The sequence below is a fragment of the Pseudomonas sp. MF6751 genome (genome assembly GCF_016613265.1).
GTDB lineage: Bacteria > Pseudomonadota > Gammaproteobacteria > Pseudomonadales > Pseudomonadaceae > Aquipseudomonas > Aquipseudomonas fluorescens_BV.
Window position 1 is genome coordinate 84,048 of record NZ_JAENSV010000018.1, and the last position, 26,059, is coordinate 110,106.

A 26,059-nucleotide genomic window follows, 5' to 3' on the forward strand; every position below is an offset into this window, starting at 1 on the left:
GACGTGAGGTGTCGGCGATATACGAGCCTATCCACAGGCAAAAAAATTTTTGTCGCCGATGTACGAAACTCCCTCAAAACCCCCTTCCAGAGCATTGGCAAGCCACTCCCCCTCTAATACCCCGGCTCACCGGGAGCAAACCCCTATTACCCGGGGGGTTTGTCGCCTCCCAGCGTAAATAAATGTCGGCGATATACGACTCCTCTGATGAAACGTCGGTGATATACGAATGTCCAAACCGGCGATTTACCGGCAATGTGCCATTAATAGCAGTTCCGTATCGTAGCCACCTTGAGAAGGCCGTTCTGTGCGCGAGCCCTGATTTAAGGCTGTCAACATTGAACATTAGCTATTGACCGATTCCGCATCATGGTTAGAATACGGAAAACGGAGGGGATTTAATGACCGAATTGCGAGAGCCTACATCGGACGTTCAGCGCGAAGCTGTAGCAGGCGCCGGCAATGAAGAAGGTCGCACGGAGTATGAGCAAGAATTGCTCAATCTCGTGAAGACGCTGCACCAGAACGTTGACGCTATTGACCCGATGGTTCAGGAGCAAAAAGACCGCAAGCGCCTCAGCAACCTTTCGGGCTCCCTTGCGAAGTCCAACATGGTTTTGACATGGGGTCTCGTTGCATCCATTGCACTCAATGGAATGCTCGGTTGGTTCGCGGTTCATCCTGATCGTCAATATTTTGCAGCTGATGGGACGCGTGTGATTCGTCTGGTACCACTTTCAGAGCCGTACCTGAAATCAGCAGACGTAATCCAGTTCGCTCGCGATGCGATCAACCGCTCGCTGACCATCAATTTTCAGCAGTACCGCGGCCAGCTGGAGGACGCTCGTGCTGATTGGACTCGCGAAGGTTTCAAGCAATTCCTGGAACAGCTCGAAGCTGGCGGATACCTGGACTCGATCAAGACCAAGCGCATGAACATGACTGTCACAGCAGGTACAGGCGTAATCGTTAGTGACAGGCTTGTCGATAACATCTGGGTCCGAAAGGTAGAGCTTCCAATCGAGATAAAGCTGACCGGGCAGGTAACTGAACAACCCGCTCAGAACTTCATTGCTCTCGTGACTGTAACTCGGATTCCAACACTCGATTCACTTGTAGGCGTGGCCCTTGACAACATCGTCATCAAGCCCCGGTAAGGGAGTACCCATATGAAACCATTTCCGCTTGTAGTGCCGATGCTTGTCTTGGCAATCAACACAGCGTTTGCGCAAGATGCTCAAGCTCCGCAAAACGGTGCAATGCTCCCTGGAGCAGAGCAGCAATCAACGCAGCAACAGCAACCGGTGCAGCAGCAACCAACGCAGCAACAGCAGCCGGTGCAGCAGCAACCAACGCAGCAACAGCAGCCGGTGCAGCAGCAACCAACGCAGCAACAGCAGCCGGTGCAGCAGCAACCAACGCAGCAACAGCAGCCGGTGCAGCAGCAACCAGCACCTCCAGGTCCTGGGCAATGGGTACAAGTGAAAGGCCCGGGCACACCAGGTAATTTTCCGGTGCCGCCTGGCCAATCAAACGCAAATGTTAATCCTCAGATGCAAAATGCATTTCCGCAGACTAACTACGGCGCAGGTAACTACGCCGTAGCTGGCCAGCCACAAGGGCAGCCACAAGCTCAACCGCAGGGAAACGCTGCGCCTCAACCGCAGCAAAATGGTGTCGCGCCCATGCCTCCCTTGGATGCTCCAAATGGTTCAGCAGATTTCAATGAGGCTATGAAGGTAGTAGCACCATTCGCTCCAGACCAAATTCGCGAAATGCGGGGAAGCCTTGAAAACACGAGGAAGGCAAAAGCCTTTCAACCTGTCAGAGCCATCCCGAGAATCACGAGTGTTTCAGTCGACCTGAGCCCGGGTGCATCGCTTCCAGTTTTGCGTGTAATGCCTGGCGAGATTTCTAACTTGGTCATCCTTGACTCAACAGGCGCACCTTGGCCTTTGGCAATCACACCGAGGATCTCCAGAGATGACATCTTCTCAGCTGAGTGGATGCAGGGATCCCACGTAGTTGTGGTGTCTACGACATCCTCCTACGAATCTGGAAACATCGCTCTTTTCCTACAAGGCGCCACGACACCAGTTGTCGTAAAGCTCGTGACTGGTGAACCTGACAGTGAAGGCGAGAAATCCAGAATCGTGGACGCCCGCTTGGACGTACGGATACCCGGTCGAGGCCCTAATGCTAAGGCACCGCTGATGGGGCCAGGTAAAATCGCTCTTTATGACGACACCCTTCAAGCATTTCTTGACGGTATTCCACCCAAAGATGCCAGAGCAGTAGTGGCGCATGGTGACGTGCCGACCCATACAAAAGTGTGGCAATACAACGGAGATATATTCGTCCGAACGCAGCAAGATATTCAAACAGCGTTTGATCAAAGCTTATCCTCAGGTGATGGAACTAAGGTTTATCGGCTTCCAGCTACTCCGTTCGTAACCCTGTCTCAAATGGGCCAGTCAGTTACCCTTCAACTTGACATCAACTGAGGTCCATATGAGTACTCAAGCTGATATTGGTCGCCAAACCAAAGTTATTGTAGTCTTAGCAGCAATAGTGGTCGTTGGTGGCGGCTATCTGGCGTATACATGGTTACAAAATCACAATACAAGTAATTCGTCGGTACGCGGAATCACCACGGACGCGAAGGGAACTAAAACAGAAGAAAGCGAACAATACCGACAGGTACTTAATCGGTACAACCAGGTAAACGCACAACAAGCTGAGTCGAACGGTGGTTCGTACATGTCGGTGATGTCCGCTCAGTCTGCCAAACCTGTCACACCTGGATCAGGTCAGCAGCAGCAACCTCAGCAAGTAAATTACTATTACCAGCAACCCCAGCAGCAGCAACAAGTCGTTACTCGTAACAAAGAGTACGACAAGCAAATCGCAGATCAGGTCAAAGGGTTGATGTCTGCCTGGGTAGAGAAACCGCACGGGTTGGGTAAGTCGAGCGAAGACGCCACTATCACCCCATCTGCTTACGCGCAATCAATCATGCCAGCATCTATGGCAGGGGCGGGCGGCACGGTAGCCAGTAATCAACGGGGAGCTAATGGGGCCGCGAGTCAAAGAGATCCAGACGTGGTAGTAGTACCAGGGTTTACCCTTGCACCGTCTATTCTCAAAACTGAAATCGACACTGACGAAAACTCGATGGTACGTGCGGAGATCGCAACCGGGCCTTTCGCAGGTGCGGTTTGTTTCGCTATGGGCTACAAACGCATCAACGAAACTGTGGATATGACATTTAGCTACATGGAGTGGAAAGGTCACTCTTACAAAATCGCCGCAAAAGCTGTTGATCCTGACAGTATGAGAACTGCACTATCGGGCGAAGTTAACAACCGGTATTTCGAAAGAATTATTCTCCCGGCACTTGCCATTGCTATTGGCAAAACTGGTCAACTTTATGAGCAAGGGAGCGCTCAAAATATTATCACCAGTCAAGGGGCGGTCATTTCGACCTACCCTGAAACTCCCAACGGTGCGGCTGTTGCTGGCACTTTTGCGGGAGGCATTGGTCAGCAAGCCGGTAAAGTTCTCGCTAATGACGGCGCAAACATGCCTCAGAAGCAAGTAATTCGACCGATGGGCTCAACTATCGGTATTCAATTTATCGGCCCTGTTATGGCCAGTGATGCGCTGGATAAAAATGCTATTCAAGCAAATCAGAAAGACGAGCTGAATACCTTGAGTCAGCCTGCAGGACAGCCAAAGCAACAATATCGCTTGTCACCCAGCGCAACAGGAAGCGGTGATCAGGAAGGTATGAGCAGCGGTTATCCGGGCTTTACACCTGGCCTTGGCCAACCCAACACAATGAACTCGACTCGCTACTGAGTCAGCGCTGAAAGGATGCCAACATGACAACACAGACAGCGGGCGATATTGATGTTTTTGCATCCCCGGCCCCAAAAGCAGGCGTTGCTCAACCAGAGCCGGATCCGAAGCCGGAGCCCTTGCAGAAAAAGAACCTGAATTCCTTTGTAGAAAAAGTGAAGCCATGGCACTTCTTTGTTGTGCTTGGACTCATAGCAGCGGTCTGGATATTCGCGCCTAAGTTGTTCCGCTCGAATTCTACCGTGCCGCCAGGGCAACCGTTTGGGGTCCAGAACACACAGGCTTCGTACGAGACGTATGAACGCCAAAAACCGGTAAAACCGGTAGAGGAACCGTTGAGTTCTGAACCGACAGCGAGCCAACAGGTTGAGCTGCTCCAGGTGCAAAACCAGATAGAGACTTTTTCAAAAATCACCTCTGAGCTGCAGGGCCAGGTTCGTGAACTTCAGGCGAAAATTGCGGTGCTGGAGTCCCGTCCATCAGAGACTCCTACGAAGGCTAAGGAAAGAATCCAGCCGACCCGAAGTCAGCCTGCCGTTCCGGCCAGCACAACTTCCAAGGCACTTAGTGGATACAGCATTAACACTGTGTATACCGATCAAGCGTGGTTGGCACATGACCAACGAACATTCGTTGTACAGGTCGGTGATGCTTTTGACGGCATCCGCGTTCTTCGCATTGATCCAGTATCCCGCCAGGTCGTCACAAACCTCGGCGTGATCCGCTAGGGAGTAGGGTATGGATCTCGCGAGCATGATCATTGCGGCAGCTAATTCGCTGACCGGAGTGATGTGGGGCCTACTGTGGAGCCTCGGAGCGCTGATCGGCTTCGCGTACTCAGGCTCGGTGCTTCGCAAGATGCAGCTCGCCAGTATTCAACCGGGCCGACGCCCAATATCTGCTGGCGGCACCATGATGGTGCTGATCATCGGGGCCATGCTTTTTAACCTTTCGGGAACAATTGGAACTGTCTGGACGACGTTCTCAAGTGGTCAAGCAAACTACGGCGCAATTTCCTGGAGCGGAGCAGAGCAGTTCGGCGAATTCAAAGAAGCTGTAAATGCTGTTCTTACACTCGCGAGTCTTGCCGGAGGTTTTTGTTGCTTTAGGGGTTTGTTGATTCTGAAAAAAGCAAGCATTGATGGAGAGTCATCCAATGGTGCAGATGATCTAATCTGGCGTGCTTTAACTCACTTGATTGCGGGTGCAGGACTGGTTCACGTAGACAAAATGATTGATGCATTTCAAGAAACATTCAAACTTTATTGGTAAGTCAAACGGAGCGTTGCTATGAAAATTAATCCTTTCGAAGTAGTCGGTGATGTTGTACGTAAAGCTCACGTACACCTGATCACCAAAACTGATGAATACAGTCAGCACCCAGTACAGCGTCGCATCATGCAGGCAAGCGCCGGCATCACCATGGCAACCATGTTTGTTGCACAAGCACATGCAGATGGCTGGGCTGACATGGGTAAAAAGGGGGCAGAACAGGGCGACTCGTTGAAAGAAAGCTTAGGCAAACTATTTGCTGTCCTTGGGTTTGGTGGAGCCGGATATGGTGGCATCAACATGTGGAAAAAAACCCAGCAAGGCGAGAACAGCCGCGTCACAGGTACTCAAATCTGGGGCCCGATGTTAGGCGGGGCGGCACTCGGCGCTACCGGCTTCATGATGGTTGCTACAGGTGAGACTGTAGGTATCGATGCCGGTCAACAAGGCGTCGTACCTTAACTAATAGCAACAACAGGCAGTCTTATAGACTGCCTTGGAGGTTTGATGAGTAGCGCAGAAAATGCCCCAGACATGGTAGTCCCCGATGCTACGCTCGGTCGAAATTTCGAACGTCCAGCACTACCCGGTATGAGCTTGTCAACTAAAGCAAGGGTTTGGGGTGATAAAGAACCAACCGCTACTGAGCCTAATAAAAAATCGTTGAGCCTAGAATTGCGGACGGAAGTTGTTCGTGAGAGCAAACATCGGTGCTTCTTCTGTGGTTTTCCTTCGCAAAGTTTGGAAATTCACAATATTAACCACAACCACCAAGACGTACGGAAAGATAACTTACGCGCCGTCGATTCTTTGTGTCACGGCTGGCAGCATCTTGGGGAGTTGGGGGAGGGGAACGCTTTTATTGGATACCTTCCAGGGCTCGTTGCGCAGGATGTGAACAATCTGCAGCGATGCATTCTAGTCGCCTTGGAGACGGGCGATGAAGCTACTAAAGCTGATGCGAAAAAGTTGTTGAATTGGCTCGCTTCGCACAGACAGTACACAGAGGCGGCTTGGGGCACGTTTGAACCAAGTGTATTCGCTAGTGCATTGGTGAAAATGGAGGGTGTTGGTGCTGATGTTCATGCCGTTGTATTTAGAGATCTTGCGGTGATATTCAACCCTGGTACTTACAGCGCAAACGCAAAACAATGGGCTCAAGATGCTTATAGATCTTCACCTACAGCATCTTGGCCAAATGTGTATCACAACATAATGAATGCGCCGAGCTGAGGGGAAGGGTATGGGAGTTCTGGAGAAATGCGTAGATGCCGTTGAAGGTGCGATTGAGTACCTGGCACGACATCTGATTAACAAAGACATGACCAGCTACTGCGAACTGATGACCGCAGTGGGTGTGACCGATGAAGACATTCGGCGTTCTCCAGATCTGAAGGACCCGTACACATTGGTCAACAATGGCTATTCGCTCCTGACCGTTTTTGACCTGCAAGGCACATTTCAGATGCTTTCGGAGGCCGAATTCGCAGCAATGATCGAATCATTGCGAGTTCGTATGACTGGATACATGAAACGTTATGGTCATTCGCTGACCTTCTCATTTGAGCGTGATCCCGAACGCGCTAAAGACGAGTTGATGCGCCTTGCGGAGCCATTACTCAATACGGCCCGACGGATCGGTCTCGAAACTGAAGACATAATTTTAGACCGTGTAATGCGTAATTACCCTCTGTGTTCCTGGGAGCAGAATATTCTCGTTGTGTACACTCACCTTAGCGCTATGAGTTCAGAAGAACAAAAGCGTGAGATGAATGCACTAACCAAAAGCATGGCGAAGCACAATGTTCCACGGACGCAGTTTGGTCAAAATCCTGCATTTGCTTTATCTGCCTTAAAATATCGTCACGACACAATGGTTAAGCGGTTGCAGGATGATTTTGCGAACTGCGGTATCGACGGCCAAAAAGGGATCATGATGAAGCCTCTGACTGCGCACGAGGCAGTGAAGCGCGTCAGAATCATGATTAACCGCGAAGGTACCTCCCAGAAGTTCCGTCCGTCCCTTCCTGGTGATCGTCACATACCGAGTGGGCCAGAGCACGCCGACGATTATTCAGACCTGGTTGCTCCACGTTTGAGTTACCAGATTTGCAGCAACAATGTAGAACCGGACGGAAACTACATTCGTACCGACAGACTCTGGCACGGCTCCTTCGGAATGGAACTGGGCCCACAGGATCCGCTTCCATTTAAGGAATTGTTCGGCGCGGTCGATCAGGTTGTTCCATGGCGAATTCGCTTCGATCTGAACCCATGTGGGCTCAATGAAGTACGCATGCGTCGCATGGTTGCAGGGTTTGTAGGCCTTCTGCCCAGTAACCGCTCGATTCGTGAATCTTTCGCTGAATTGGAAAGGCTTCAAAAGGAGGAAGCCGTCCTTTCAATGAAGGTGTCGGCTTCGACGTGGGGTGAAGACAAAGACACCGTTAAGCAGCGCATGTCCTCCTTGGAAAAGTCTCTTCAATCGTGGGGCACGTGTCAGGTAAGCCAGAACCATGGGGATCCTATGGCAGGCCTTGCTTCAACTATTCCTGCTTTTACTACCAAGAACACAGCGAACCGGTTGCTGCCCCCACTTCAAGATGCCTTGGCTATGCTTCCCCTGCAACGGCCTGCTACGCCGTGGGCAGAAACCGGCTCATGGATACTCAGGACGCCAGAGGGCAAAATCTACCCAGTAGGTCTCGGTAGCAGTATCCAGGACACTTGGATCGACCTGTTTTCAGGCATACCTGGTTCTGGTAAATCCGTAACTGTAAACACAATGAACAATGCAGCGATCCATCGGCCGGGGGCGATTCAACTGCCGCTGATGACCATTGTGGACGTTGGTCCGTCCTCATCTGGACTGATCCAGGTCATTAGAGATTCACTACCTGACCATCGCAAAAATGAAGCTGTGTACCTCAAGCTGCAGAACAGCGTTGATTACGCAGTTAACCCCTTTGACACGCAGCTCGGTGCCCGCGAACCAACTACTCGCGAGCGAGAGTTTCTCGTCGATTTTTTGAACCTGCTTTGCACCGATACCGATATCGGCCGCGCTCCTGCAGAGGTGTCACGTGTCAACGAGCGTCTACTGACGTTGGTTTACGATGACAGAGCCGGAAACGGGGCAAACCAATACGAACCTGAAGTAGTTCCATTGGTAGATAAGATCCTTTTGGAAACAGGAATTCTGGCTGAGCATGACGATAAATGGTGGTCCACTGCTACCTGGTACGAAGTGACCGACATGCTGTTCGCTGCGGGCTATATCCAAGAGGCAACAATCGCCCAGCGCCAATCTTCGCCCGTGCTGGCTGATTTTAACGCCATGCTGAATAACGAAGGTATTCGACAAATGTTTGGATCCATCCAAACAAAAAGTCATGAACCTTTGCTTAACTACATGTCTCGTTGTTTTGTGGTAGCGACCACCAGCTTTGCATTGTTTTCCGGCCGTACCCGTTTTGACCTTGATGCAACAACTCGGGTTATTTCTATAGACCTTAATGACGTCATCGGTTCAAAAACTGCTGAAGGTGCTATTAAGACCTCATGCATGTACCTTTTTGCTCGACAGCTAGCTGCTAAAAACTATTTTCTGCGCAAAGAGGAGTTGGTGAAGGTTGTTCCTGAGTTGTATGCGGAATATCACATCAAACGCGCAGACGATGTTGCCTCGCAACAAAAAATCATTGCCTATGATGAATGGCACAACACTGACGGCCTCGAAGCGCCGGTGCAAACCGTTATTAAAGACGGCCGGGAAGGCCGTAAATGGGGTATCCGAATTATCGCGATCTCCCAGTTCATGAATGACTTCCCCCAGCCGCTTTTGGATGCAGCGACGTCGGTATACGTTCTGCGCGGCGGCAACCGTAGCGATGAGAAAGTTCTTCGTGATTCCTTTCAGGTGTCCGACCAGACAATCAGCGAACTACACCGTAAATGCGTTGGCCCGACTGAGGAAGGCGCGAACATGCTCGCCATTTTCAAAACCAACCAGGGCACCATCACGCAGATCCTCACAAACACCACCGGTGCCTTGGAGCTGTGGGCCTTTTCGACAACCCAGCAGGACGTTTCACTACGAACAGCGCTGTACAGCCGACTGGGCTCAATGGCGGCACGTAGAGTTCTCGCCGCTAGGTTCCCCCTCGGTACCGCGAAAACTTACATCGAGCAGCTGGAGCTGCAGGCGGGAGCCGAACAAGCGAAATCGGTTGTTATGAAGCTCGCTGACGAGATGACTGCCGAGTACCGGGCAAGCCGCATAGCAGGAGCAAATATCTAATGAACGTACTCAAGTTTTCCCCCCTTGCACTTGCAATGCTGACGGTAGGAATGTTCGCATCCAAGCCAGCCTACGCAATTTGCGACGGTTGCGTGGTTGGTGCTGTGGAAACAGCAAATCTCAGTATCACATTGGCTGTGAACGCAACAACTGCTGCAGTAGGAGCGATGGCCACATCAGTGAATACGATGCTGTACCAGGTCGGTACCGCTGTGACCCAAGGCAGTAGCAAAGTCGCTAACACGGTCGAAACCGCGGCTCGCGTGGATCGAGAATTCGCAGCGACTCAGGAAAAGAACCGACGCTATGAGGATGCACGTCAGCGTTACTACGTCTCCAACGCCATTTGCAGTGAATCTGCTTCCGGAGGCGCAATCGATGTCAAAGCTGGTGTTGCCGCAATAAAAACAACCATGAGGTCTGGTGGCGGCGGCAAAACTGAAAACCGCAAAATTGCTCAAGCATTGACTTCGCCCTCCGCGCCTAGCGAGGTCGATTCCATGCGCTCTGCAAGCATTCACGCTGATTACTGCGACACAGATGACTACGCCGCATATGGCGGGGCCAGCGCGTGCCCGAGTGTTTCAACAACAATGCCCGGGGCAGACAAGCGTCTTGATTCCGTAATGATCGGCGCCGGTCCTAATGGCAAGAATGCAGATCTCACCTTCTCCCAAGAGCAGACTGACGCAGCGCAGATGTACACACAAAACTCAGCTCGGCGATCGATCGGCAGTCAACTGCGCAAGGGCGAAGCTGAAAGCGAAGCGGGCTCGCAGTACATCGGACTCATGAATCAGTACAACTCGATCCTTTCGGCTGCAACTGATCCGCAGGATCAGCTCATCGCTGATAGCCAGCCCAACCCAGCGACCAAGGATTTGCTGGTAGACACACTCAAGTCCTCCTCGGCCCAGGCCTACTACACCAAAACTGCGTCATCTCAAGCAAAGGCAACGGGAACGATGTCGGCGCGGGAATTTGAATCGTTTGAGGTTGGACGCAGGTATGCCAATACCGAGTACCAAGCAGACTTGCAGAACATGGAAGGGGACAACCTGCTCCGTGAGCAGATCCGCGTGCAGTCCCAGACCAATTGGTTGCTGCTTGAGCTACGTAACGACGTCCAGCGTGGGAACGTGATCAACGGTTTAAATCTCGCAAGCGGCGCACGTTCAGAGTTTGAGCCCATCTTGAGCCAAAAATATCGCGCTGTATCGGGCCACATGGGAGGCAGCAACTGATGACGGAACAACAGCCATCCAAATCGAGGCAGGCGGCTTCAATAGCGCTGCGTATCGTTCTCCCATTCTGGTCAATGAGGCAAACCGTGCGGCTTGCTAAGCAGGAAGCTGCTAAAACCAGGGAGAATTGGACACATATCAAAGAAATGTCTGCAGAAGCTAAGCAAGCGTTGTTGCACAGTGATGGTGACGAGTCCTCGGAACGCAAGCCGATGTCGTTTGATGAAGCGATGGCCAACCGTAAACCAGGTGCGATGTCTGTTGAACAACTGCACCTTTTCTTCTTGCGCCGTAAGCGCGCTGCTCTACTCGCTGGTTCAGTATTTTGGTTGCTGGGGCTTATCAGTCTTTCAAACGGGCTCATCGACGGTTCGACCAAAACGGTCGTACAAAGCCTGCTGTCGATTGCGACTGCATCCCCCCTGTTATTCGCGCTTGCTTTAAGCGCTCAATTCCGGATGTGGCAATTGACAACCCGTCGCCTGTCTGCGGCAGAACACGGCGGGTTCAACGACTTTAAAACCGAAAACCCAGACTGGTTGCTGAAGACGCTGAATCCACAATTCGGCAAAACCAACGGAGCCCGGCTATGAAAGCAATCGCGAGTAAAAGCTTTTGGCTCTTGGTAGCCTGGCTGGTTTCTGTGCCAGCTCGGGCAGCGGATGGAACAACCATCAGCGAAATTGCAGCAGCTGCGAAAAGGACAGGCGATAAGTCCAGAGAAGCACTGGTATCGATTTACGGGAATGTCGTCAACAACCCATTGGCAGGGGGAGACTCCAGCGGCGATACCATTCTTGCGAGCATATTCTCGGTATTCAACGGCGCACTGTTGGTGGTCGGGGCGATTTGGGCTTGCTACATCGTTTTTAGAAGGCTGACCCGGACTGCTCATGACGGGTCAGTTTTCGATAAACAGCAATCAGCCATCTGGGGGCCGGTACGGCTTGTCTGGGGCTTGGTCTCCCTGGTGCCTACGGCGAGCGGCTGGTCACTATCACAACTGCTGATGTTGTGGGGTGCCTCCGTGATGGGTATCGGCATTGCCAACCTCGGCGTCGACAGCGCGATGGAAGCTTTCACTGACGGCACCTCGATGGTAGTTCAACCTGTGATGCCGTCGACGGTAGGACTCGCGCACAGCGTTTTCGAGGCAAACCTTTGCCTGCACGGTATCAATGCGGGGATAGCCCAGGCCCAAGCTAGCGGCGCTCTGGTAACCCAAAATGGATACGTCCAGCAATCTGCAACCCAAAGTGGATTCATACTCAAGAATTCAAGTTTTGTATGTGGTGGGGCAGACATCCAAGGCGATCTGGAGCCTCAGGCGGTATCAACTAATTGGTTTGGCGGCACCATTGATGTGTCGGACATACGCCAAGCACATCTTGCTGCGCTTCAGGCCATGCAGGCCTCTCTGACCACTAGCGCGCAAAACTTCGTTAACGCGGTGATCCAACGACAGTCAGGACAAACAAATTCCCTTCCTGATGTGGAGATGGCCGTTCAGTCAGCAGCGCAGGCGTACGAGAACTCCGTCAACAGCGTCGCAGCTACCAAGCAGGGGAATATTGGCGAGCTGGCCGGCAAGATGAACTCAAGCATCAAAGAGGGGGGATGGTGGACTCTGGGTGCCTGGTACCAGACGTTCGCACAAGCAAACACTAAACTGTCAGATGCTATGGCAGCAAAAGCATCTGTATTCGGCATGTCCTCTGGAGGGGATCCTGCAATTGTGAACGTCTACGCCTCCTCAATGGCGGCGTACAAGGCTCAACAGGAAACCTCTACATGGACGAGCACCTTGGGTACTCAATCCAGCGGTGACTATTCCAAAGGGGCTGGAGGGGCCGATGCGGGTAGCATTATTGGCAGTATCTTTTCCGCGCCAGGTCAACGGATCGTCAATTACCTGGTCGACGTCAATGCCGGCGGCGAAGGGATGGGGCAGCTGAATCCTCTGATCAAGATGAAAAACCTCGGCGATTACACAATGGTCGCTGCCGAGACAGCCCTTGGTGGCTACGTAGCTGCCAAGACTCTTGAAAAGGTCAAGGATGGCTGGAGTGTTGCCGGTGCGTTCTCGAAAGTTGCGAACGCAGTCACATCCGTGGGCGATGCACTTTCCGGCGTCCTTGGCGCAGTAGGCCCCTTCATCATCATGCTCATCATCGCCTTGTTTATCCTGGGCGGCACACTCTCTACCTATTTGCCGATGGTGCCCTTCATCATCTGGTTTGGAGCTGCAGTTAATTGGCTGGTTGTGGTTGGCGAGGCTGTTATCGCAGCACCTCTTTGGGCTATCACTCACCTGAACGGTGAAGGCGATGGCATGGGGCAAAAAACAACCCACGGCTACATCTTTCTGCTCAATGTGATGGTCCGACCGATCCTGATGGTTCTGGGCTTCTTTCTGGGCGGTGCAGCTCTGATCGCAGGCGGCACACTGCTGAACCAGTTGTTCGGTGTAGCACTAGCGAATGCTCAGTTCGACTCGACCACGGGGCTGTTCTCGATCATTTTCTTCCTGACCATCTACTGCTCGATGAGCTTGAACCTGGTCCATAGCTGCTTCAACCTGATCATGATTGTCCCTGACCAAGTGATCAACTGGGTAGGTGGCCACGCATCTGCAACCATGGGTCGTGATGATAACGAGAAGATGAAAAATGCGATGAATGTGTTCGGCAGTAAGCTGGAACATCTCGTACCACGCCCTGGACCTCAAGGAGGACAGAATAAAGGGACAAAAGCAGGTGACGGTATAAGATCTTAGGAATGACGAACGGGGCCAATTGGCCCCGTTATCAATAGGGCTTTGACCTGTCAAGAGGTCGTGGTAGAATAAAATCATAGATTCCGTATCGTATACCTGATACGAAAGATGGAGATCATTATGAACATTGCATGGTGGATTCTTCGGCCGTTTTACCTGATGGGGTTGGTGCCGGTCGTACCGGTCGCCTTGATCGCATGCTTTGATTACCGCCGTGACCCTGAGGTTGCAGGCATGCTGATCGTGGCTGGATTGTTGTACGTAGTGCTTGGGTACTTTTTGCTTGCTGTCGTGCCAGGGATGTTGCGACGACGCCTGGAAAGCAAGGTAGACAGCTTCAAACGTGCGGGTTTCCAGCCTCGCTATGAAGCTGTTTCCGTCGCATACAACCTCTACGTTGGTTTCGATCCGGTGGCTAAGCAGGCCTTGTACGTCGACATCAGCACCGGTGGCGTGATGATGGATTTCGACAAGATCGATAGCTGGGAGATCAGTCCCGACAATAGCCCTCATCCGTTACTCAGACTCGTTACAACCCTTCCTAACCTGCGTGAGATTGGTGTGAGAATCAAACGCCCAGGGGCTTGGAAGTCCGATATGCATACTTTGTTCGGATGAGCTGCACGAACGATCTACTCAAAGGAATGGAGCTTTCCATGAAGTTTAAAATGACTGCGCTGTCTCTCGCAGCCTGCTGTCTCATGGTCGGATGTGACAAGCCAAACACAGAACAAGCGCCTGGCGCCGCCTCCTCGGGTTCATCACTGCTGAACAGCCCTAAAGTCAGCAGATCGACAGAGTCTAAAGCTCCAGTTGAGCCTCAATTCAAGAGGCCTGCTGACGCTTCGGTGCCCCTGAGTGGGTACGTCGACCTCAACACTCTTCCAGGCGGTCAGGCACTCACGTACCTGGTGCTGGCCAAGTCTCCAAGCGGCACGACAAACGACCAGAAACTGGGCTGGTTATCACCGGAATATCAAGCGACCTCCGACGCGTTTAAAAGACGTGACATCGAAAAGGCTAAATGGCCTGCGATACAGGAGCAGCTGAGCACGTACGGCAAAAACGATTACTACTCTCTTCCGATAAAAGCCGCTTCGGTAGCTGAGGGAATGGGTTTGCAAAATGTCATGGTGGGCCCCTACGACTTCACCAGCTCTTCATTTCCGATCACCAGCTACGGCCAATACTGCTGGGCGAACCCGGTGCGCAATACTGCGGGTATGAACCTGCAGATCAAACCGTCTGGGTTCCCCTGCAGCATACGAGTCGAAGACCAAAATAAAGCCCGGGAGATCGAGCAGGCGAGAGCGCAGGGCTCCCTCGACCTCAGGGGTACGCTGTACCTGTACATTCCGATTTCATCCGGAATGACTGCCACTGGTGAAGTTGTGCACGGCGTCATCGAGCTGCGCGATCGTCAGTCCTCAAAAGTGCTAACGACTATCAATTTGTGATGGCCACCGTAGATCTCGGAGGTGCATATGAAGCAATTAGTGAACCGCGAGCCTTGGTGGGAGGTTCCTCCTAAGCCTGGGCAAAATGAAACGGATTGCAGTTGGGGCTACCTGGAGCAATACGACGACGGCTCGTTCAGCTTCGACAACACGCAAAGGCCCAGCGATGACGAGATCCGTAATCGCAAAGGCTGCAGATCAAACCCAAATCGTGAAGGCTTCACCACTCAGAACGATTGAGCTATTTGAAAGGAGGCACCCATGAGTGCATTGAGCGTTCCAGACTGGCAGGTAGTCCTAAAGGATATCGCTGACCAGAAACGTCACAGGCTGACCGGAAGTGAATATAAGGAGTTGGTGGGGTTGATCGATGCCCAACCGAAGGACGTAGAGCACCTGGTGCAGACGAGAAAACTCATTGCCCAGTTGGCACAACACCAAGGGCCGGAGGCTCCAGCTCCGTTTCGGGACCCTGGCCATAACCTTGCGTTCCAAGTTGAGTCGTTGCCGGCAGCGCCTGCAGAAGGCGACGAACGTCTCCGCGAGCGGGTAATCGCCGGTGAAAGGGTTTTTGCATCACGTGAATTCAAACACACCTCCGAAGCCGCGCAGCTCAACGAGCGAGGGGAGATGGGGCGCTTGGTGCACGGACACCGCCTTGATGTCATGCACAATACTGACGGGCCTGGTGATCGGTTCGACGTGTTCCTGGTCAAAACCGCAACTCATATCCCATACAGCACCGGGATTCCCGGGAAGCCGGTAGACGGCGAACGAAAGGCGCATGGTCAGTTCCATTCATTCGCCGAGGCAGGTGCAAGCATCGATCAGACGGTAGGGGTTAAACGCCATTCTGAGCTGATCCGTGAACGCCAGGCTGAACACGGTATCCACTTCAAAGAAGCTCCTCCGGCAATTCCAAAAGCACCGCGGCCAGCGTAAAACCACGCAGCAAACCACGGCGACAGCTACTTCAAAATTAATTTGAAAGGAGGGCCACAACATGGCACGAGGTGTAAACAAAGTTATTCTTGTCGGTACTTGTGGTCAGGATCCCGAAGTTCGCTACATGCCTAACGGTAATGCCGTGACCAACCTGAGTCTGGCAACAAGCGAACAGTGGACCGACAAGCAAACCGGTCAGAAGGTCGAGAAGACTGAATGGCACCGTGTGTCGATGTTCGGCAAAGTGGCTGAGATTGCTGGCGAGTATCTCCGTAAGGGTTCGCAGGTTTACATTGAAGGCAAGCTGCAGACCCGCGAATGGGAAAAAGACGGTATCAAGCGTTACACGACTGAAATCGTGGTCGACATGCAAGGCACCATGCAGTTGCTCGGTGGCCGTCCTCAAGGCGACGGCGCTCCTCAAGGCCAAGGTGGTGGCGGTTATCAAAACTCCCAGAACTCCGCGCCGCGTCCGCAGCAGCAGGCACGCCCGCAAGCCGCGCCTCAGCCACAGCGCGAGTCCAGCCCTGCGCCGCAACAAGTTCCGCAGCCGGCATCTGATTTCGACAGCTTCGATGACGACATACCGTTCATGGATCCCTACAGATTCAGTTGGCACTTGGTTTGAGAACGTTTTTTACAGGTACGCTAACTGATCTACTGACCTAAAACTTCAAAACCGCCCTGGGCGGTTTTTTTATGCTCGCCGGATAGCTGCTTCTGATAATCGGCAACCCGGGTGGGTGAGACACCTGCGAGCATGGCTATCAAATTGTTTGGCACCACACCGAAGAGGTACCGATACTGCTCCAATTTGGAAACCCTTCGGTAGGGCTTAACCCCAAGGAAGATCCGGCGTTGCTCGATTACGGAAATTGGTACATTAACAGTGCGGCTGACCTTAGGATCCGACATTGATCCAAGCAATGATTCGAATCCAAGCCAAGGGCCGTGAAAATCATGCCAACCGGGCTGGTGAACTGGTTGAGGATCAGCGGCCAAAACCCGATTCAATCCAAATTCTTCCCTTATCGATGCGATATTCTCCACGTCGACGCCAGAGAGCTTGGATACATCTTCATCGGGTACCCGTCCCAAAAGCTGTCTGAAGGGCCTCACAGGGTGTCCAAGAGGTAGTATTTGACGGCGCTGCAGTGGATCAGGACGCAAAAATACAGCTAAGCCCTCGCTTCGACGATACATCGTGACGCTCTTCACCGATGCCCCACACAACCGGGCAATGGTCAGATCCGAATTGTCATCAAACATATGGCGATAGGGTTTGATCAACTGTTTGATCGACCAGACCTCGATGCAGAACAGCTCACGTCGGTGCCGAATTACCGCCACCGAGGTGCCCACCAACCCAGCAAGCTTCCTGTCGGTCATCGTTCCTAATTTGCAGTCATACCACCTGGCTAAACCGATCTTGCCCCAATCGACCATGGCTTACCGGTTCTCGATGTCAGCCAGGGTTTGCGCGAAGGCCTGATCGAGCAGGCTTGGTTTCTTTTTCCAAGGCCTTTTTTCAGGTTCTGGCTCTGCAGCGTAAAGTGTCACCGCTTCAGGGTTAGCCTGCAGGTGACGCTCAAACTGATCCTGCAGCTGCTTCCGCAATTCTTCTTTTGTCACAGATAGATCCTCGTCTTCATCAAGTGGGCTACACCTGGGCCAGGTCCTTGCCTGCAAAATCGCACACCTCAATTCCAGAATGCGCGCTGGTCCCATCCAGGAGAGAACCCCATTATTGTCTCGGCCAACCCAGCTTTTTGTAGAGTGCCTGCAGGGCAGCTCTGTACCACGGACTTGAAACGCTGCTTCCAATTAGAGGTGGGGTCGATCACTCTCAATAGCGCAACGAGAGTCACTGCACGTGCAGCCACTCGTCCTCGATCCGCATGGCTTGGGAATTCGGCTTTCAAGGCATTCACTTGTAAGGGCGCGTTCACCAGGTTGTTTTTGTTCCAAAGCCGAGAATGGTGTGCACAAACATTGCGCAACATGTTGATGCTTTTGAACCAAGTGACAAGCACCTTCTCGTCAAAACCAAAAGCTGTAGCGATTGCCTTCCTGTGTGAAATTTGCAGATTTGCATACAGGTGCGATAGAGGGCCAAATGTGACAGCCTCAAGAATCGCCCAGATCGGCGCATGCGGAGGGGTGTGATAAGTCTTGAGGTAGTGGTCCACTGGCTGATGTTTAGCGGTGTTCGGGTCACAGACAGCCTTCATGAAAGCCGTGTGGCCAGGCGCGTTAGCAAAATGCGTCGCATCGAGGTAAAAGTGCGGACCTGCGGCAGGATCCGGAGCAAGTGTGTTCGTTATCGCGGCACGCAAGGCCACCTCTATACGTTCGACTGCATCAAGACAGATAAGCCTCAACCGCCGGTCGAAGTCGTACAGCGCCATGACGTCATCGAACTCGACGGCCGGATAAAAAAACTTGGTATGGCTATCCTGTAGCGGACGCATGTAGATCAGTAACCGGTAGTAGCCGATAAGATCGAGGGAATGCAGCGCCTTTGCTTGATCAGGGACAGCTAAGCCCTTGGCAAGAAGGTGTGCAAGCAGTTGAGGCGTGGTTTTCGCCTGTTTTGTGTAGGCTATGCGTGGGGCCATGAGAGCTTCCTGCTCACTTTTCTACAGGCAAAAAGAAACCCCCTGGTGCGCAGTACAGGCCGGAGCCCGCCCGAGGCGTGGAGGTTGTGGTTGCTTGTAATTCTACGCATAGATGACACGAGCGTCAACTTAGGGCACCTGCAGACGTTACCAGCTCGTCTCGTTCGAGTGCAGAGCATTCATGGAGCTGGGGCAGGATAGGGTGACTTGTCGCCCTTGATGGCTCCAGCCAGCAAGCCAAAGGCGCGGTAGCCGCTTGATTGCCCGCAGGGCTCTACCAACCCGCGTAATAGTCGTTTGCGGGCTTGGTCGTATTTCTCATCACCGGCATTACGGGGGGGTGGTGGTCATTTCCACGCCGCCGTCCCATTCGGCTAACACTTCAGTTCCGCACGCAGAACAGGCTGTAGTGATCTCCGCTGTCAGCTCCATCAGATGCACCTGCCCAGCGTGACCACAGCCAGCGCAGCGGTAAACGTAAAGCACTAGGGGTGCAGGTGCATCAGGTGAAACAACTACCCAACATTTGGCACCGTCATAATCGTTGCCACCTTCGGCGAGGAAGACGTGGCCATCCTCGTCTACCGCATAGACGCCTGGCCGCTCATGAGTAGCATCACGCAAGCAGTCTTTCCAGCCATAGACCGCACCTTGCCACAGCAATACAACGCCACTCTGGTGTTCCTGGTTGCGTGTGCGCCACTCTGTAGCAATACCGCATAGCAGATCTGTAAATTGACTCATGCGTACCTCCTACGAAGCTGCAGGTGACGCCAACACGTGCAAAAGTTTCCCAAACGCAGCCTCCAACAGGTGAGCTTGAGAAGGGTTATCCAGAATGGCGCGGCACTGGTCAGGCCCGATAAGTCGCAGCGCCTCAACTAGAGCTTGGTACTCAGCTTTGTCAAAGCGACTTGCGCCTGCATGCGGGATCTCAGTGTCCCCCACAAGCGCGGCGGTAATTGTTACGTAGGGGGAGCTACTCAAGATCATTTTCCTCTGACTTAGTGCGGGTAGCGGTGACGTGCTTTTGCCCGCTTGTTCGCGTCCTGAATAATGGCCGGTGTCGCCATCCAGGCCAGCCCGGTGAAGATCACCGCGACCAACACTGCGATGCCGAACCACTTTGAATCAGTAGAGAACAGATACAGTGCGGCTACCGCGCTAACACACATGGCCAGTGTTGGAATCGGGGCAACCTTGAGAGCTGAAATCGCCTCATCCATTGGGTTTCTTTTCATCGTCTTTCCGTTATTCGTGGAGCTGGTGGACATGGGTGGCTGCTCCCTATGATTTTTTCTAGGTCCTATTTGGATTTCTCAGCTGTCGCTTCTAACGCAGCAGATTTAGGCGCATCGAAACATTGCATGCTCGGTTGAGAAGTCGTGTAGCTAGTCAGAGACACCACGCACTGTTTTGACCCGCAAGAACAGTTGGCCATCATCAATTGCTGTGTCTGCGACATTGTGCAAACACATGCATCGGGCGCGTTTTGAATGGCCGTTCTCGGCTGCATGATTTCATCGGCCACCGCAGTGTGCGCAATGGCCATTAGAAACAACAATAATGCTTGGAGCCTTGGTTTCATGCTGGATCTCCGTAAACCACTTTTGTGTCACTCATTCAGATTTTCCAGCGCTAGTCTCCAAGTTCTCAGGACTGGTGCCTGTAGCTCCTTGGCACGAGTCTGGAGGAGGACGCTTAACGCTTTTGTTCTCAGGTAAGGCCCAGACCAATTTTTTCAGCATCGGGTGCCAGCGCAGCTTGTAACAGTAGCGTCCGTGAAGGCGACTGCTTTTGGTCCCCACGACCTGTGTGAACTCGTCGCCGGCACGAGCCATTCGCTGGCCATCAAATGGACCGCCGATCACCAGCAACTTTTGGCTCTCATCCCTCGACATGTGATTCATTCGTTTTGAATGATTCAACGACTGAGACAAACATGTCTGTAAACAACAACACAATCGATATGCAAAGGAAACCAAACCCCAGTTGGCTCACCCAATGCAAACCCGTCTGGAGACCGGTTTCAAGCAAGCAAATTGCAAAAACCAGAAAAAGCACCATCGCTATAGTCAATTTCATGTTCATTCCTTTGGAAAAGCGGACACTCGTAAATGGTGGTCCTTATACCTCAAAACCCTGCGAATGCAGGGGTCTGAGAGTCATTTTTAAGCTGTCAGTACCAACGCCGTGTCGGACCTGGCTGATGGCTATCTGGTCCAGGTTTGACCTGCTCTATTGTGGCTTTGATATCAACACAGCACCTGTCATTCACAATCCACTGAGGAACCTCCAACACAGCTTGCAGCTCTTTAGTCTGCTCAGTTGCGTACGAAAGAAGGTCTTCGAGGCTCGAAAAATGCCCGTTTTCAAGAGCAATTTTCAGGTCGCAGATCTCGTACATCCGGCCAGCCATTTCACGCTTATCCTCAGCGTCTGGTGTCATGAGTCTCATCGTTAAATATCTCTCCGTGTGACGCATTACATTGCGTGTCAGCGGTGATCCGAGGAGAAGGCACCGCTGACGTGGGTAAAGGTTTGTCAGGCTGCTGACGGCCCCTCGCGCACGCTGAGCCTGGACACCAGTATCAGCGGGTCGGGTAATGAATGTTCATCCCGAACCAGGAGCGTTTTCCTCTGGGAGAATTCAGCCATGATCAGGTTTCGCTTTTTCAACATAGACGTGATGCTGGATTGAGTAACTTGGATCGTCTTCCCGTTGCAAGGAATCAGCAGGGACTCACCTGGTAGAAGCTCTGCAAGGGGCGAATAGAGAAAACGGAAAAAATCGTACGCTAAGGTTTTCCGGGCAGCCGTAGCGGCCGAAACTTCCCGCCCTCCAGCCTGCAGCTCTGCCGCCAGACGTAATCGCCGGTCAAGTTGATGTGCTCCCAACCCAGCGGCGACAGGTATTGCAGCAGCTCGCTGTCCACCGGCTTTCCGGTCTCGCCCAACCCCAGGGTGGCGCGTTCCAGGTACACCGTGTTCCACAGCACGATGGCGGCCGTCACCAGGTTGAGGCCGCTGGCCCGGTAGCGCTGCTGCTCGAAGCTCCGATCCCTGATTTCGCCGAGGCGGTTGAAGAACACCGCCCTGGCCAGGGAGTTGCGCGCCTCGCCCTTGTTCAGCCCGGCATGCACGCGGCGGCGCAGCTCGACGCTTTGCAGCCAGTCTAGGATGAACAGCGTGCGTTCGATCCGGCCCAGCTCGCGCAGGGCCACGGCCAGGCCGTTCTGGCGCGGATAGCTGCCGAGCTTGCGCAGCATCAGCGAGGCGGTGACCGTGCCCTGCTTGATCGAGCTGGCCAGGCGCAGGATGTCGTCCCAATGGGCACGGACGTGCTTGATGTTCAGGGTGCCGCCGATCAGCGGGCGCAGCGTCGGGTAGGTCTGCACGCCCTGCGGCACGTACAGCTTGGTTTCGCCAAGGTCGCGGATGCGCGGTGCGAAGCGGAAGCCCAGCAGGTGCATCAGCGCGAAGACGTGATCGGTGAAACCGGCCGTGTCGGTGTAGTGCTCCTCGATCCGCAGGTCGGACTCGTGGTACAGCAGGCCGTCGAGCACGTAGGTGGAGTCGCGCACGCCGACATTCACCACGCGGGTGCTGAACGGCGCGTACTGGTCGGAAATATGGGTGTAGAACAGCCGTCCCGGCTCGCTGCCGTACTTAGGGTTGACGTGCCCAGTGCTCTCGCCACGGCCGCCCGCACGGAAGCGCTGGCCATCTGAGGATGAAGTGGTGCCGTCGCCCCAGTGTGCGGCAAAGGCGTGGCGATACTGGTGGTTGACCAGCTCGGCCAGGGCTGCCGAATAGGTTTCGTCTCGGATGTGCCAGGCTTGCAGCCAGGACAGCTTGGCGTAGGTCAGGCCGGGGCTCGACTCGGCCATCTTGGTCAGCCCGAGGTTGATCGCATCGCCCAGGATCGCGGACAGCAGCAATGTGCGGTCTTTGGCCTCGGCACCGTCCTTCAGGTGGGTGAAGTGGCGGCTGAAGCCCGTCCAGTCGTCCACGTCCATCAGCAGCTCAGTGATCTTGATTCGCGGCAGCAACTGGCTGGTCTGGTCGATCAGCGCTTGCGCCTGATCCGGCACCGCCGCGTCCAGCGGGGTGATCTTCAGCCCGGACTCGGTGAGGATGGCATCGGGCAACTCGTTGTCCTTGGCCAAGCGGGTGACGGTGGCCAACTGCTCGTCCAGCAGCTGCAAACGCTCTTCCAGGTACTGGTCGCTGTTCGGGTTGATCGCCAGGGGCAGGGCCTGATCCCGCTTGAGCGCGGCGAACTTCTCTGCCGGCAGCAGGTAGTCGTCGAAGTCGCGGAACTGTCGCGAGCCCTTGACCCAGATGTCACCAGAGCGCAGCGCGTTCTTCAGCTCGGACAGGGCGCAGATTTCGTAGAAACGCCGGTCAAGGCCATCCGGCGTGATCACCAGCGGCTTCCAGCGTGGCTTGATGAAGGCGGTGGGTGCATGTGCTGGCACCTTACGCAGGTTGTCGGCGTTCATCTCACGCAGGGTCTGCACAGCGGCCAGCACGCCCTGCGCAGCTGGGGCGGCGCGCAGTTCCAGCACCTCCAGCAGGGCCGGCGTGTAGCGGCGCAGGGTGGCGAAGTTCTCGCCGACCAGGTGCAAATGGTCGAAGCCCTCCGGCCGGGCCAGCAGCTCTGCCTCGCTCACGCTCTCGGTGAACTCATCCCAGGGAATCACCGCCTCGATGGCGGCGTAGGGATCGCTGCCGCTTTCCTTGGCCTCCAGCAGCGCCTGACCGATCTTCGAGTACAGGCGCACCTTGTCGTTGATCGCCTTGCCCTGCTTCTGGAACTGTTGCTGATGCTTGTGCTTCGCGCCGCTGAACAGCTTGACCAAGATGCGGTCGTGCAGATCGACCAGCTCATCAATCACGGTCGCGGTGCTCTCCAGCACTACGGCGGCCAGGGTCGCGTAGCGCCGCTGCGGCTCGAACTTGCCGAGGTCTTTGGGCGTCATCTGGCCACCCTCGCGGGCCAGCTTGAGCAGGCGGTTCTGGTGGATGTGCCGGCCCAGGCCTTCGGGCAAGTCAACCAACTTAAATGTCTTCAGTCGCTCGATGTGTTCGAGCATGTGCCGGGAGTTCGGTTTCGGCGGGGCCTGCCGCAGCCAGGTCAACCAGGTGATGCTGCTGCCGGGCTTTAGCTTCAACAGCTCGTCCAGCTTGGCCCGATGCGAGCTCGTGAGCGGTTCGACCAGGGCGCGGTAGACCCGGCTATTGGCCCTTGCAATGGCTTCAGAGCAGGCCCGGTCGATCACGCTCAGCGCCGGCAGGATGCACCGCTTCTGCCGCAGGGTATCCAGCGCCTGACCGGCCAACAGCAAGCCCTTGTCTGTCTGCTGAGCCAGCTCGGTCAGCTCGCGCACCAAGGCGCGGAAGTCGGACAGACCGAACGGGGCCAGTTGCAGGTAGGGGATGTAAGCCGGAACCCCAGAAATTTCCGTCACCCTAGTTGGGTGGGCTCAACACTCGTGTCACCAGCTACCTTCTGGAGAATCGAGCTCGGCCATCCCTCCCTGGACGGGCATCGCTCGACGATGTTCAACGGCTCCCTCACGGGGCCGTCGTTTTGTGGGGGCTATTCCATCCACAAGTCGTCGAGGTTCTTGAAGTTCCAGAGCGTCGGGTCTTCGGGGCCAGTGATACTGTCCTTGCAACTCGTGGCCGCCAGGTCGATGGTCTGCATCGGGATCGGCTCTCTCGAGCGTAGCGAGAAGAACACGCGAACCTTGGGAGTCAGCAGTGATTCCATTCCCGGCTCAACGACAACGGCCAGACGCTGAGAGGACAGGCGAACCAAGGAGCCGACGGGGTAGATGCCCACGGCCTTGACGAAGGCGTGGAAGATGCGTTTGTCGAAATGGCCCTCCCACTTGGCCATCTGCCGCATCGCCGCGGACGGGTCCCACGGCTTTTTGTAGGCTCGCTCCGACGTCACGGCATCATAGACGTCGCAGATTGCGCCCATGCGGGCCAGGAGTGAAATGGCGTCACCGGCCAAGCGATCCGGGTAGCCGGTTCCGTCGATCTTCTCGTGATGGTGCAGGGCAATGTCCACCACCCCGGGCTCGGCCCCGCCTGCGCGCAGCATCTTTGCGCCCTCCACAGGGTGGCGCTTCATGATGGCGAACTCGGCATCGGTGAGCTTGCCTGGTTTGTTAAGCACTTCCAGCGGCATCGCGGCCTTGCCTAGGTCGTGCATCAGTCCGCCGATGCCAGCCAGGCGCGTTTGCTCCTCGTCTAGATCGAGATGCCGGGCCAGCGATAGCATCAGGGCGCAGACGGCAACCGAGTGCAGGTAGGTGTAATCGTCGTGCGTTTTGATGCGTGCGACGCTGATGAGGGCATGAGGTTGGCGCAGCACCGAGGCAGCGATTTCTCCGACCAGCGGCAACGTCGTGCTTGGGTCGACGGCCTTGCCAAGCCGGGCTTCCTGGAACATGTCCATGACTTGGGACTTGGCCGCAAGACAGAGTTTCCGTGCATAACACATTTCGCTCTCCATTGAGGTTGCGCCGTCACTTTTCTTGCTTAGTGGACTAGACGGCAGAGATTGCTCCTCCGACAATTCTCTGGGCTCTGGGCTCTGGGCTCTGGGCTCTGGGCTCTGGGCTCTGGGCTCTGGGCTCTGGGCTCTCTGGGCTCTCTGGGCTCTCTGGGTCGACTTGGCTTTTGGCCAAGTCGACCCAGACCTCCCCGACGCCACATTCTCGAATGGCAGAGAGATCCTGAGGCTCGGTCAGCAGGAAGCTGCCGCGCCAGAATGGGTGTCGAACCCAAGAGCCGGCGAGCTTGTGGATGTACATGCCGAGACGAAGCTCGGATACGGGAATGCGTTTTACCAACTTATTTTCCTTTCTGAGTTGGGTGGTTAGGCGTGCGCCGAGGCTGGCACCCAGCGGTAGAGCGGAGGTAAGGTCACGCCAAGATTCTTGGATCAGCCGGAACCGCCGAAATTTCCGTCAGCCGATCAACATGGCTTTGTCTCGCGCTCGGTCGATGCGTTCCTGCATCGCCTGCATGACTTCTTCGTGGGTGTACGACTTGGCGTTGGGGTCGTCGGCCTCTCGGAGAGCTTCCTCGACCTCGCGGGTCATCCGCGCATATTCTTCCGGCCACAGCGCTTGCTCCATGCGCAGCGACGCCTGCCCAAGCAGGTGCAGCAGGCCGAACAGCCGCATGTCATTGGTGGCGACGACGTGCTCTCGAATCCGCTCCTGGATCACCTCGCAGGCCCGATGCGCCTCTGGCGTCGCCGTGCCCTCGTAGCCGGCTGGGAGTTCTGCTTCTTCAGCGATTCGCGCCCAAGCGATAGCCAGCGCCTCGATGGTGGACAGGTTCATTTGCTCATCCACTTGCGCAGCAGACGCTTTTTCAGGGAGGCGCGCTCTTGCGGATTGCGTCCCTTGTGGTTGGCAATGCGATCCGCCGTGGCGGCCTGGCGCTTGATGGGCCAGTAGGAGCGGCCATCCTTACCCATCGACCAGACGTTGCTGACCTGGTTTTCCAGTAGAGGCAGATGGGCGCATAGAGCTTCCGGCGACGCGCTGGCCAGCGCG

27 protein-coding genes and 2 pseudogenes are annotated in these 26,059 nt (G+C 54.5%); 16 read left to right on the forward strand and 13 right to left on the reverse strand.

What is annotated here, in order from left to right:
- Nucleotides 1–401: 401 nt before the first annotated feature.
- The 16 genes from JJD66_RS16520 (at nucleotide 402) to JJD66_RS16595 (ending at nucleotide 16,483) form a co-directional block, all read left to right on the forward strand.
- Complete coding sequence (locus JJD66_RS16520) at nucleotides 402–1,157, forward strand: DotI/IcmL family type IV secretion protein (RefSeq protein ID WP_004666720.1); 756 nt, start codon at nucleotides 402–404, stop codon at nucleotides 1,155–1,157.
- Nucleotides 1,158–1,169: 12 nt separating this feature from the next.
- Nucleotides 1,170–2,504: a DotH/IcmK family type IV secretion protein gene (locus JJD66_RS16525; RefSeq protein WP_234452250.1), complete on the forward strand. Its 1,335-nt coding sequence runs from the start codon at nucleotides 1,170–1,172 to the stop codon at nucleotides 2,502–2,504.
- A gap of 7 nt (nucleotides 2,505–2,511) precedes the next feature.
- Nucleotides 2,512–3,861, forward strand: coding sequence for a conjugal transfer protein TraO (gene traO / locus JJD66_RS16530; protein ID WP_004666723.1), 1,350 nt, complete (start codon nucleotides 2,512–2,514; stop codon nucleotides 3,859–3,861).
- A 23-nt stretch (nucleotides 3,862–3,884) separates the two neighbouring features.
- The gene (locus JJD66_RS16535; RefSeq protein ID WP_106116913.1) at nucleotides 3,885–4,589 is read left to right on the forward strand and encodes a hypothetical protein; all 705 of its coding nucleotides are present in this window, start codon (nucleotides 3,885–3,887) and stop codon (nucleotides 4,587–4,589) included.
- A gap of 10 nt (nucleotides 4,590–4,599) precedes the next feature.
- On the forward strand, nucleotides 4,600–5,133 hold the full coding sequence (gene traQ / locus JJD66_RS16540; RefSeq protein ID WP_004666725.1) for a conjugal transfer protein TraQ: 534 nt from the start codon (nucleotides 4,600–4,602) through the stop codon (nucleotides 5,131–5,133).
- An 18-nt stretch (nucleotides 5,134–5,151) separates the two neighbouring features.
- Nucleotides 5,152–5,595 carry a DUF6750 family protein gene (locus JJD66_RS16545; RefSeq protein ID WP_004666726.1) on the forward strand — a complete coding sequence of 148 codons (444 nt, stop codon included), beginning with the start codon at nucleotides 5,152–5,154 and terminating at the stop codon, nucleotides 5,593–5,595.
- 45 nt (nucleotides 5,596–5,640) lie between these two features.
- Nucleotides 5,641–6,366, forward strand: a complete 726-nt coding sequence (locus JJD66_RS16550; protein ID WP_106116912.1) for an HNH endonuclease signature motif containing protein — start codon at nucleotides 5,641–5,643, stop codon at nucleotides 6,364–6,366.
- Nucleotides 6,367–6,376: 10 nt separating this feature from the next.
- On the forward strand, nucleotides 6,377–9,433 hold the full coding sequence (locus JJD66_RS16555) for a conjugal transfer protein TraU (protein ID WP_032704376.1): 3,057 nt from the start codon (nucleotides 6,377–6,379) through the stop codon (nucleotides 9,431–9,433).
- Nucleotides 9,433–10,677: a conjugal transfer protein TraW gene (gene traW, locus JJD66_RS16560; protein ID WP_004666729.1), complete on the forward strand. Its 1,245-nt coding sequence runs from the start codon at nucleotides 9,433–9,435 to the stop codon at nucleotides 10,675–10,677. The genes JJD66_RS16555 and traW overlap by 1 nt, the downstream gene beginning before the upstream one ends.
- A complete protein-coding gene (locus tag JJD66_RS16565) occupies nucleotides 10,677–11,270 on the forward strand; it encodes a hypothetical protein (protein WP_106116911.1) in 594 nt (197 codons plus the stop codon). The genes traW and JJD66_RS16565 overlap by 1 nt, the downstream gene beginning before the upstream one ends.
- Complete coding sequence (locus tag JJD66_RS16570) at nucleotides 11,267–13,453, forward strand: DotA/TraY family protein (RefSeq protein WP_106116910.1); 2,187 nt, start codon at nucleotides 11,267–11,269, stop codon at nucleotides 13,451–13,453. The genes JJD66_RS16565 and JJD66_RS16570 overlap by 4 nt, the downstream gene beginning before the upstream one ends.
- Nucleotides 13,454–13,573: 120 nt before the next feature.
- The gene (locus tag JJD66_RS16575) at nucleotides 13,574–14,071 is read left to right on the forward strand and encodes a hypothetical protein (RefSeq protein WP_106116909.1); all 498 of its coding nucleotides are present in this window, start codon (nucleotides 13,574–13,576) and stop codon (nucleotides 14,069–14,071) included.
- 38 nt (nucleotides 14,072–14,109) lie between these two features.
- Nucleotides 14,110–14,910 (forward strand): hypothetical protein, encoded by an 801-nt coding sequence (locus JJD66_RS16580; protein WP_106116908.1) that lies wholly within the window; start codon nucleotides 14,110–14,112, stop codon nucleotides 14,908–14,910.
- Nucleotides 14,911–14,937: 27 nt separating this feature from the next.
- Entirely contained in the window at nucleotides 14,938–15,150 is a 213-nt protein-coding gene (locus JJD66_RS16585; RefSeq protein WP_004666734.1) for a hypothetical protein, read from the forward strand.
- A gap of 21 nt (nucleotides 15,151–15,171) precedes the next feature.
- Nucleotides 15,172–15,852, forward strand: a complete 681-nt coding sequence (locus JJD66_RS16590) for a hypothetical protein (RefSeq protein WP_106116907.1) — start codon at nucleotides 15,172–15,174, stop codon at nucleotides 15,850–15,852.
- A gap of 61 nt (nucleotides 15,853–15,913) precedes the next feature.
- Nucleotides 15,914–16,483, forward strand: coding sequence for a single-stranded DNA-binding protein (locus JJD66_RS16595; RefSeq protein ID WP_106116906.1), 570 nt, complete (start codon nucleotides 15,914–15,916; stop codon nucleotides 16,481–16,483).
- A gap of 29 nt (nucleotides 16,484–16,512) precedes the next feature.
- Here JJD66_RS16595 and JJD66_RS16600 read toward each other — a convergent pair whose 3' ends face one another.
- The 13 genes and pseudogenes from JJD66_RS16600 to JJD66_RS16665 all read right to left on the reverse strand — a co-directional run.
- Complete coding sequence (locus tag JJD66_RS16600; protein ID WP_200648569.1) at nucleotides 16,513–17,301, reverse strand: hypothetical protein; 789 nt, start codon at nucleotides 17,299–17,301, stop codon at nucleotides 16,513–16,515.
- Nucleotides 17,302–17,304: 3 nt separating this feature from the next.
- Nucleotides 17,305–17,487 carry a hypothetical protein gene (locus JJD66_RS16605; protein ID WP_004666741.1) on the reverse strand — a complete coding sequence of 61 codons (183 nt, stop codon included), beginning with the start codon at nucleotides 17,485–17,487 and terminating at the stop codon, nucleotides 17,305–17,307.
- 68 nt (nucleotides 17,488–17,555) lie between these two features.
- Nucleotides 17,556–18,473: an Abi family protein gene (locus JJD66_RS16610; protein ID WP_004666742.1), complete on the reverse strand. Its 918-nt coding sequence runs from the start codon at nucleotides 18,471–18,473 to the stop codon at nucleotides 17,556–17,558.
- A gap of 501 nt (nucleotides 18,474–18,974) precedes the next feature.
- Nucleotides 18,975–19,217 (reverse strand): annotated as a pseudogene (locus tag JJD66_RS16620) (antirestriction protein ArdR); the annotation flags it as partial.
- Between the two features lie 260 nt (nucleotides 19,218–19,477).
- Entirely contained in the window at nucleotides 19,478–19,747 is a 270-nt protein-coding gene (locus tag JJD66_RS16625) for a hypothetical protein (protein WP_146133230.1), read from the reverse strand.
- A 32-nt stretch (nucleotides 19,748–19,779) separates the two neighbouring features.
- On the reverse strand, nucleotides 19,780–20,061 hold the full coding sequence (locus JJD66_RS16630; RefSeq protein WP_106116904.1) for a hypothetical protein: 282 nt from the start codon (nucleotides 20,059–20,061) through the stop codon (nucleotides 19,780–19,782).
- A gap of 299 nt (nucleotides 20,062–20,360) precedes the next feature.
- Entirely contained in the window at nucleotides 20,361–20,558 is a 198-nt protein-coding gene (locus tag JJD66_RS16635; protein WP_106116902.1) for a hypothetical protein, read from the reverse strand.
- Between the two features lie 94 nt (nucleotides 20,559–20,652).
- Nucleotides 20,653–20,922: a hypothetical protein gene (locus tag JJD66_RS16640; RefSeq protein ID WP_234452252.1), complete on the reverse strand. Its 270-nt coding sequence runs from the start codon at nucleotides 20,920–20,922 to the stop codon at nucleotides 20,653–20,655.
- 349 nt (nucleotides 20,923–21,271) lie between these two features.
- Nucleotides 21,272–23,911, reverse strand: a pseudogene (locus tag JJD66_RS16645) (Tn3 family transposase); the annotation flags it as partial.
- A gap of 167 nt (nucleotides 23,912–24,078) precedes the next feature.
- Nucleotides 24,079–24,948: an HD-GYP domain-containing protein gene (locus tag JJD66_RS16650; RefSeq protein ID WP_223198360.1), complete on the reverse strand. Its 870-nt coding sequence runs from the start codon at nucleotides 24,946–24,948 to the stop codon at nucleotides 24,079–24,081.
- Nucleotides 24,949–25,039: 91 nt separating this feature from the next.
- A complete protein-coding gene (locus JJD66_RS28330; RefSeq protein ID WP_306419109.1) occupies nucleotides 25,040–25,306 on the reverse strand; it encodes a DUF3391 domain-containing protein in 267 nt (88 codons plus the stop codon).
- Between the two features lie 156 nt (nucleotides 25,307–25,462).
- On the reverse strand, nucleotides 25,463–25,843 hold the full coding sequence (locus tag JJD66_RS16660) for a hypothetical protein (RefSeq protein ID WP_001054412.1): 381 nt from the start codon (nucleotides 25,841–25,843) through the stop codon (nucleotides 25,463–25,465).
- A partial coding sequence (locus tag JJD66_RS16665) for a hypothetical protein (protein ID WP_106117528.1) occupies nucleotides 25,840–26,059 on the reverse strand: 220 nt, incomplete at its 5' end. The genes JJD66_RS16665 and JJD66_RS16660, both read right to left, overlap by 4 nt.

Bases quoted from the DNA above. Each gene is read 5' to 3' on its own strand.
- JJD66_RS16520 (WP_004666720.1), top strand. From the start codon at position 402: ATGACCGAATTGCGAGAGCCTACATCGGACGTTCAGCGCGAAGCTGTA.
- JJD66_RS16525 (WP_234452250.1), top strand. From the start codon at position 1,170: ATGAAACCATTTCCGCTTGTAGTGCCGATGCTTGTCTTGGCAATCAAC.
- traO (WP_004666723.1), top strand. From the start codon at position 2,512: ATGAGTACTCAAGCTGATATTGGTCGCCAAACCAAAGTTATTGTAGTC.
- JJD66_RS16535 (WP_106116913.1), top strand. From the start codon at position 3,885: ATGACAACACAGACAGCGGGCGATATTGATGTTTTTGCATCCCCGGCC.
- traQ (WP_004666725.1), top strand. From the start codon at position 4,600: ATGGATCTCGCGAGCATGATCATTGCGGCAGCTAATTCGCTGACCGGA.
- JJD66_RS16545 (WP_004666726.1), top strand. From the start codon at position 5,152: ATGAAAATTAATCCTTTCGAAGTAGTCGGTGATGTTGTACGTAAAGCT.
- JJD66_RS16550 (WP_106116912.1), top strand. From the start codon at position 5,641: ATGAGTAGCGCAGAAAATGCCCCAGACATGGTAGTCCCCGATGCTACG.
- JJD66_RS16555 (WP_032704376.1), top strand. From the start codon at position 6,377: ATGGGAGTTCTGGAGAAATGCGTAGATGCCGTTGAAGGTGCGATTGAG.
- traW (WP_004666729.1), top strand. From the start codon at position 9,433: ATGAACGTACTCAAGTTTTCCCCCCTTGCACTTGCAATGCTGACGGTA.
- JJD66_RS16565 (WP_106116911.1), top strand. From the start codon at position 10,677: ATGACGGAACAACAGCCATCCAAATCGAGGCAGGCGGCTTCAATAGCG.
- JJD66_RS16570 (WP_106116910.1), top strand. From the start codon at position 11,267: ATGAAAGCAATCGCGAGTAAAAGCTTTTGGCTCTTGGTAGCCTGGCTG.
- JJD66_RS16575 (WP_106116909.1), top strand. From the start codon at position 13,574: ATGAACATTGCATGGTGGATTCTTCGGCCGTTTTACCTGATGGGGTTG.
- JJD66_RS16580 (WP_106116908.1), top strand. From the start codon at position 14,110: ATGAAGTTTAAAATGACTGCGCTGTCTCTCGCAGCCTGCTGTCTCATG.
- JJD66_RS16585 (WP_004666734.1), top strand. From the start codon at position 14,938: ATGAAGCAATTAGTGAACCGCGAGCCTTGGTGGGAGGTTCCTCCTAAG.
- JJD66_RS16590 (WP_106116907.1), top strand. From the start codon at position 15,172: ATGAGTGCATTGAGCGTTCCAGACTGGCAGGTAGTCCTAAAGGATATC.
- JJD66_RS16595 (WP_106116906.1), top strand. From the start codon at position 15,914: ATGGCACGAGGTGTAAACAAAGTTATTCTTGTCGGTACTTGTGGTCAG.
- JJD66_RS16600 (WP_200648569.1), bottom strand. From the start codon at position 17,301: ATGGTCGATTGGGGCAAGATCGGTTTAGCCAGGTGGTATGACTGCAAA.
- JJD66_RS16610 (WP_004666742.1), bottom strand. From the start codon at position 18,473: ATGGCCCCACGCATAGCCTACACAAAACAGGCGAAAACCACGCCTCAA.
- JJD66_RS16625 (WP_146133230.1), bottom strand. From the start codon at position 19,747: ATGTCCACCAGCTCCACGAATAACGGAAAGACGATGAAAAGAAACCCA.
- JJD66_RS16630 (WP_106116904.1), bottom strand. From the start codon at position 20,061: ATGAAACCAAGGCTCCAAGCATTATTGTTGTTTCTAATGGCCATTGCG.
- JJD66_RS16635 (WP_106116902.1), bottom strand. From the start codon at position 20,558: ATGAAATTGACTATAGCGATGGTGCTTTTTCTGGTTTTTGCAATTTGC.
- JJD66_RS16640 (WP_234452252.1), bottom strand. From the start codon at position 20,922: ATGACACCAGACGCTGAGGATAAGCGTGAAATGGCTGGCCGGATGTAC.
- JJD66_RS16650 (WP_223198360.1), bottom strand. From the start codon at position 24,948: ATGGACATGTTCCAGGAAGCCCGGCTTGGCAAGGCCGTCGACCCAAGC.
- JJD66_RS28330 (WP_306419109.1), bottom strand. From the start codon at position 25,306: ATGTACATCCACAAGCTCGCCGGCTCTTGGGTTCGACACCCATTCTGG.
- JJD66_RS16660 (WP_001054412.1), bottom strand. From the start codon at position 25,843: ATGAACCTGTCCACCATCGAGGCGCTGGCTATCGCTTGGGCGCGAATC.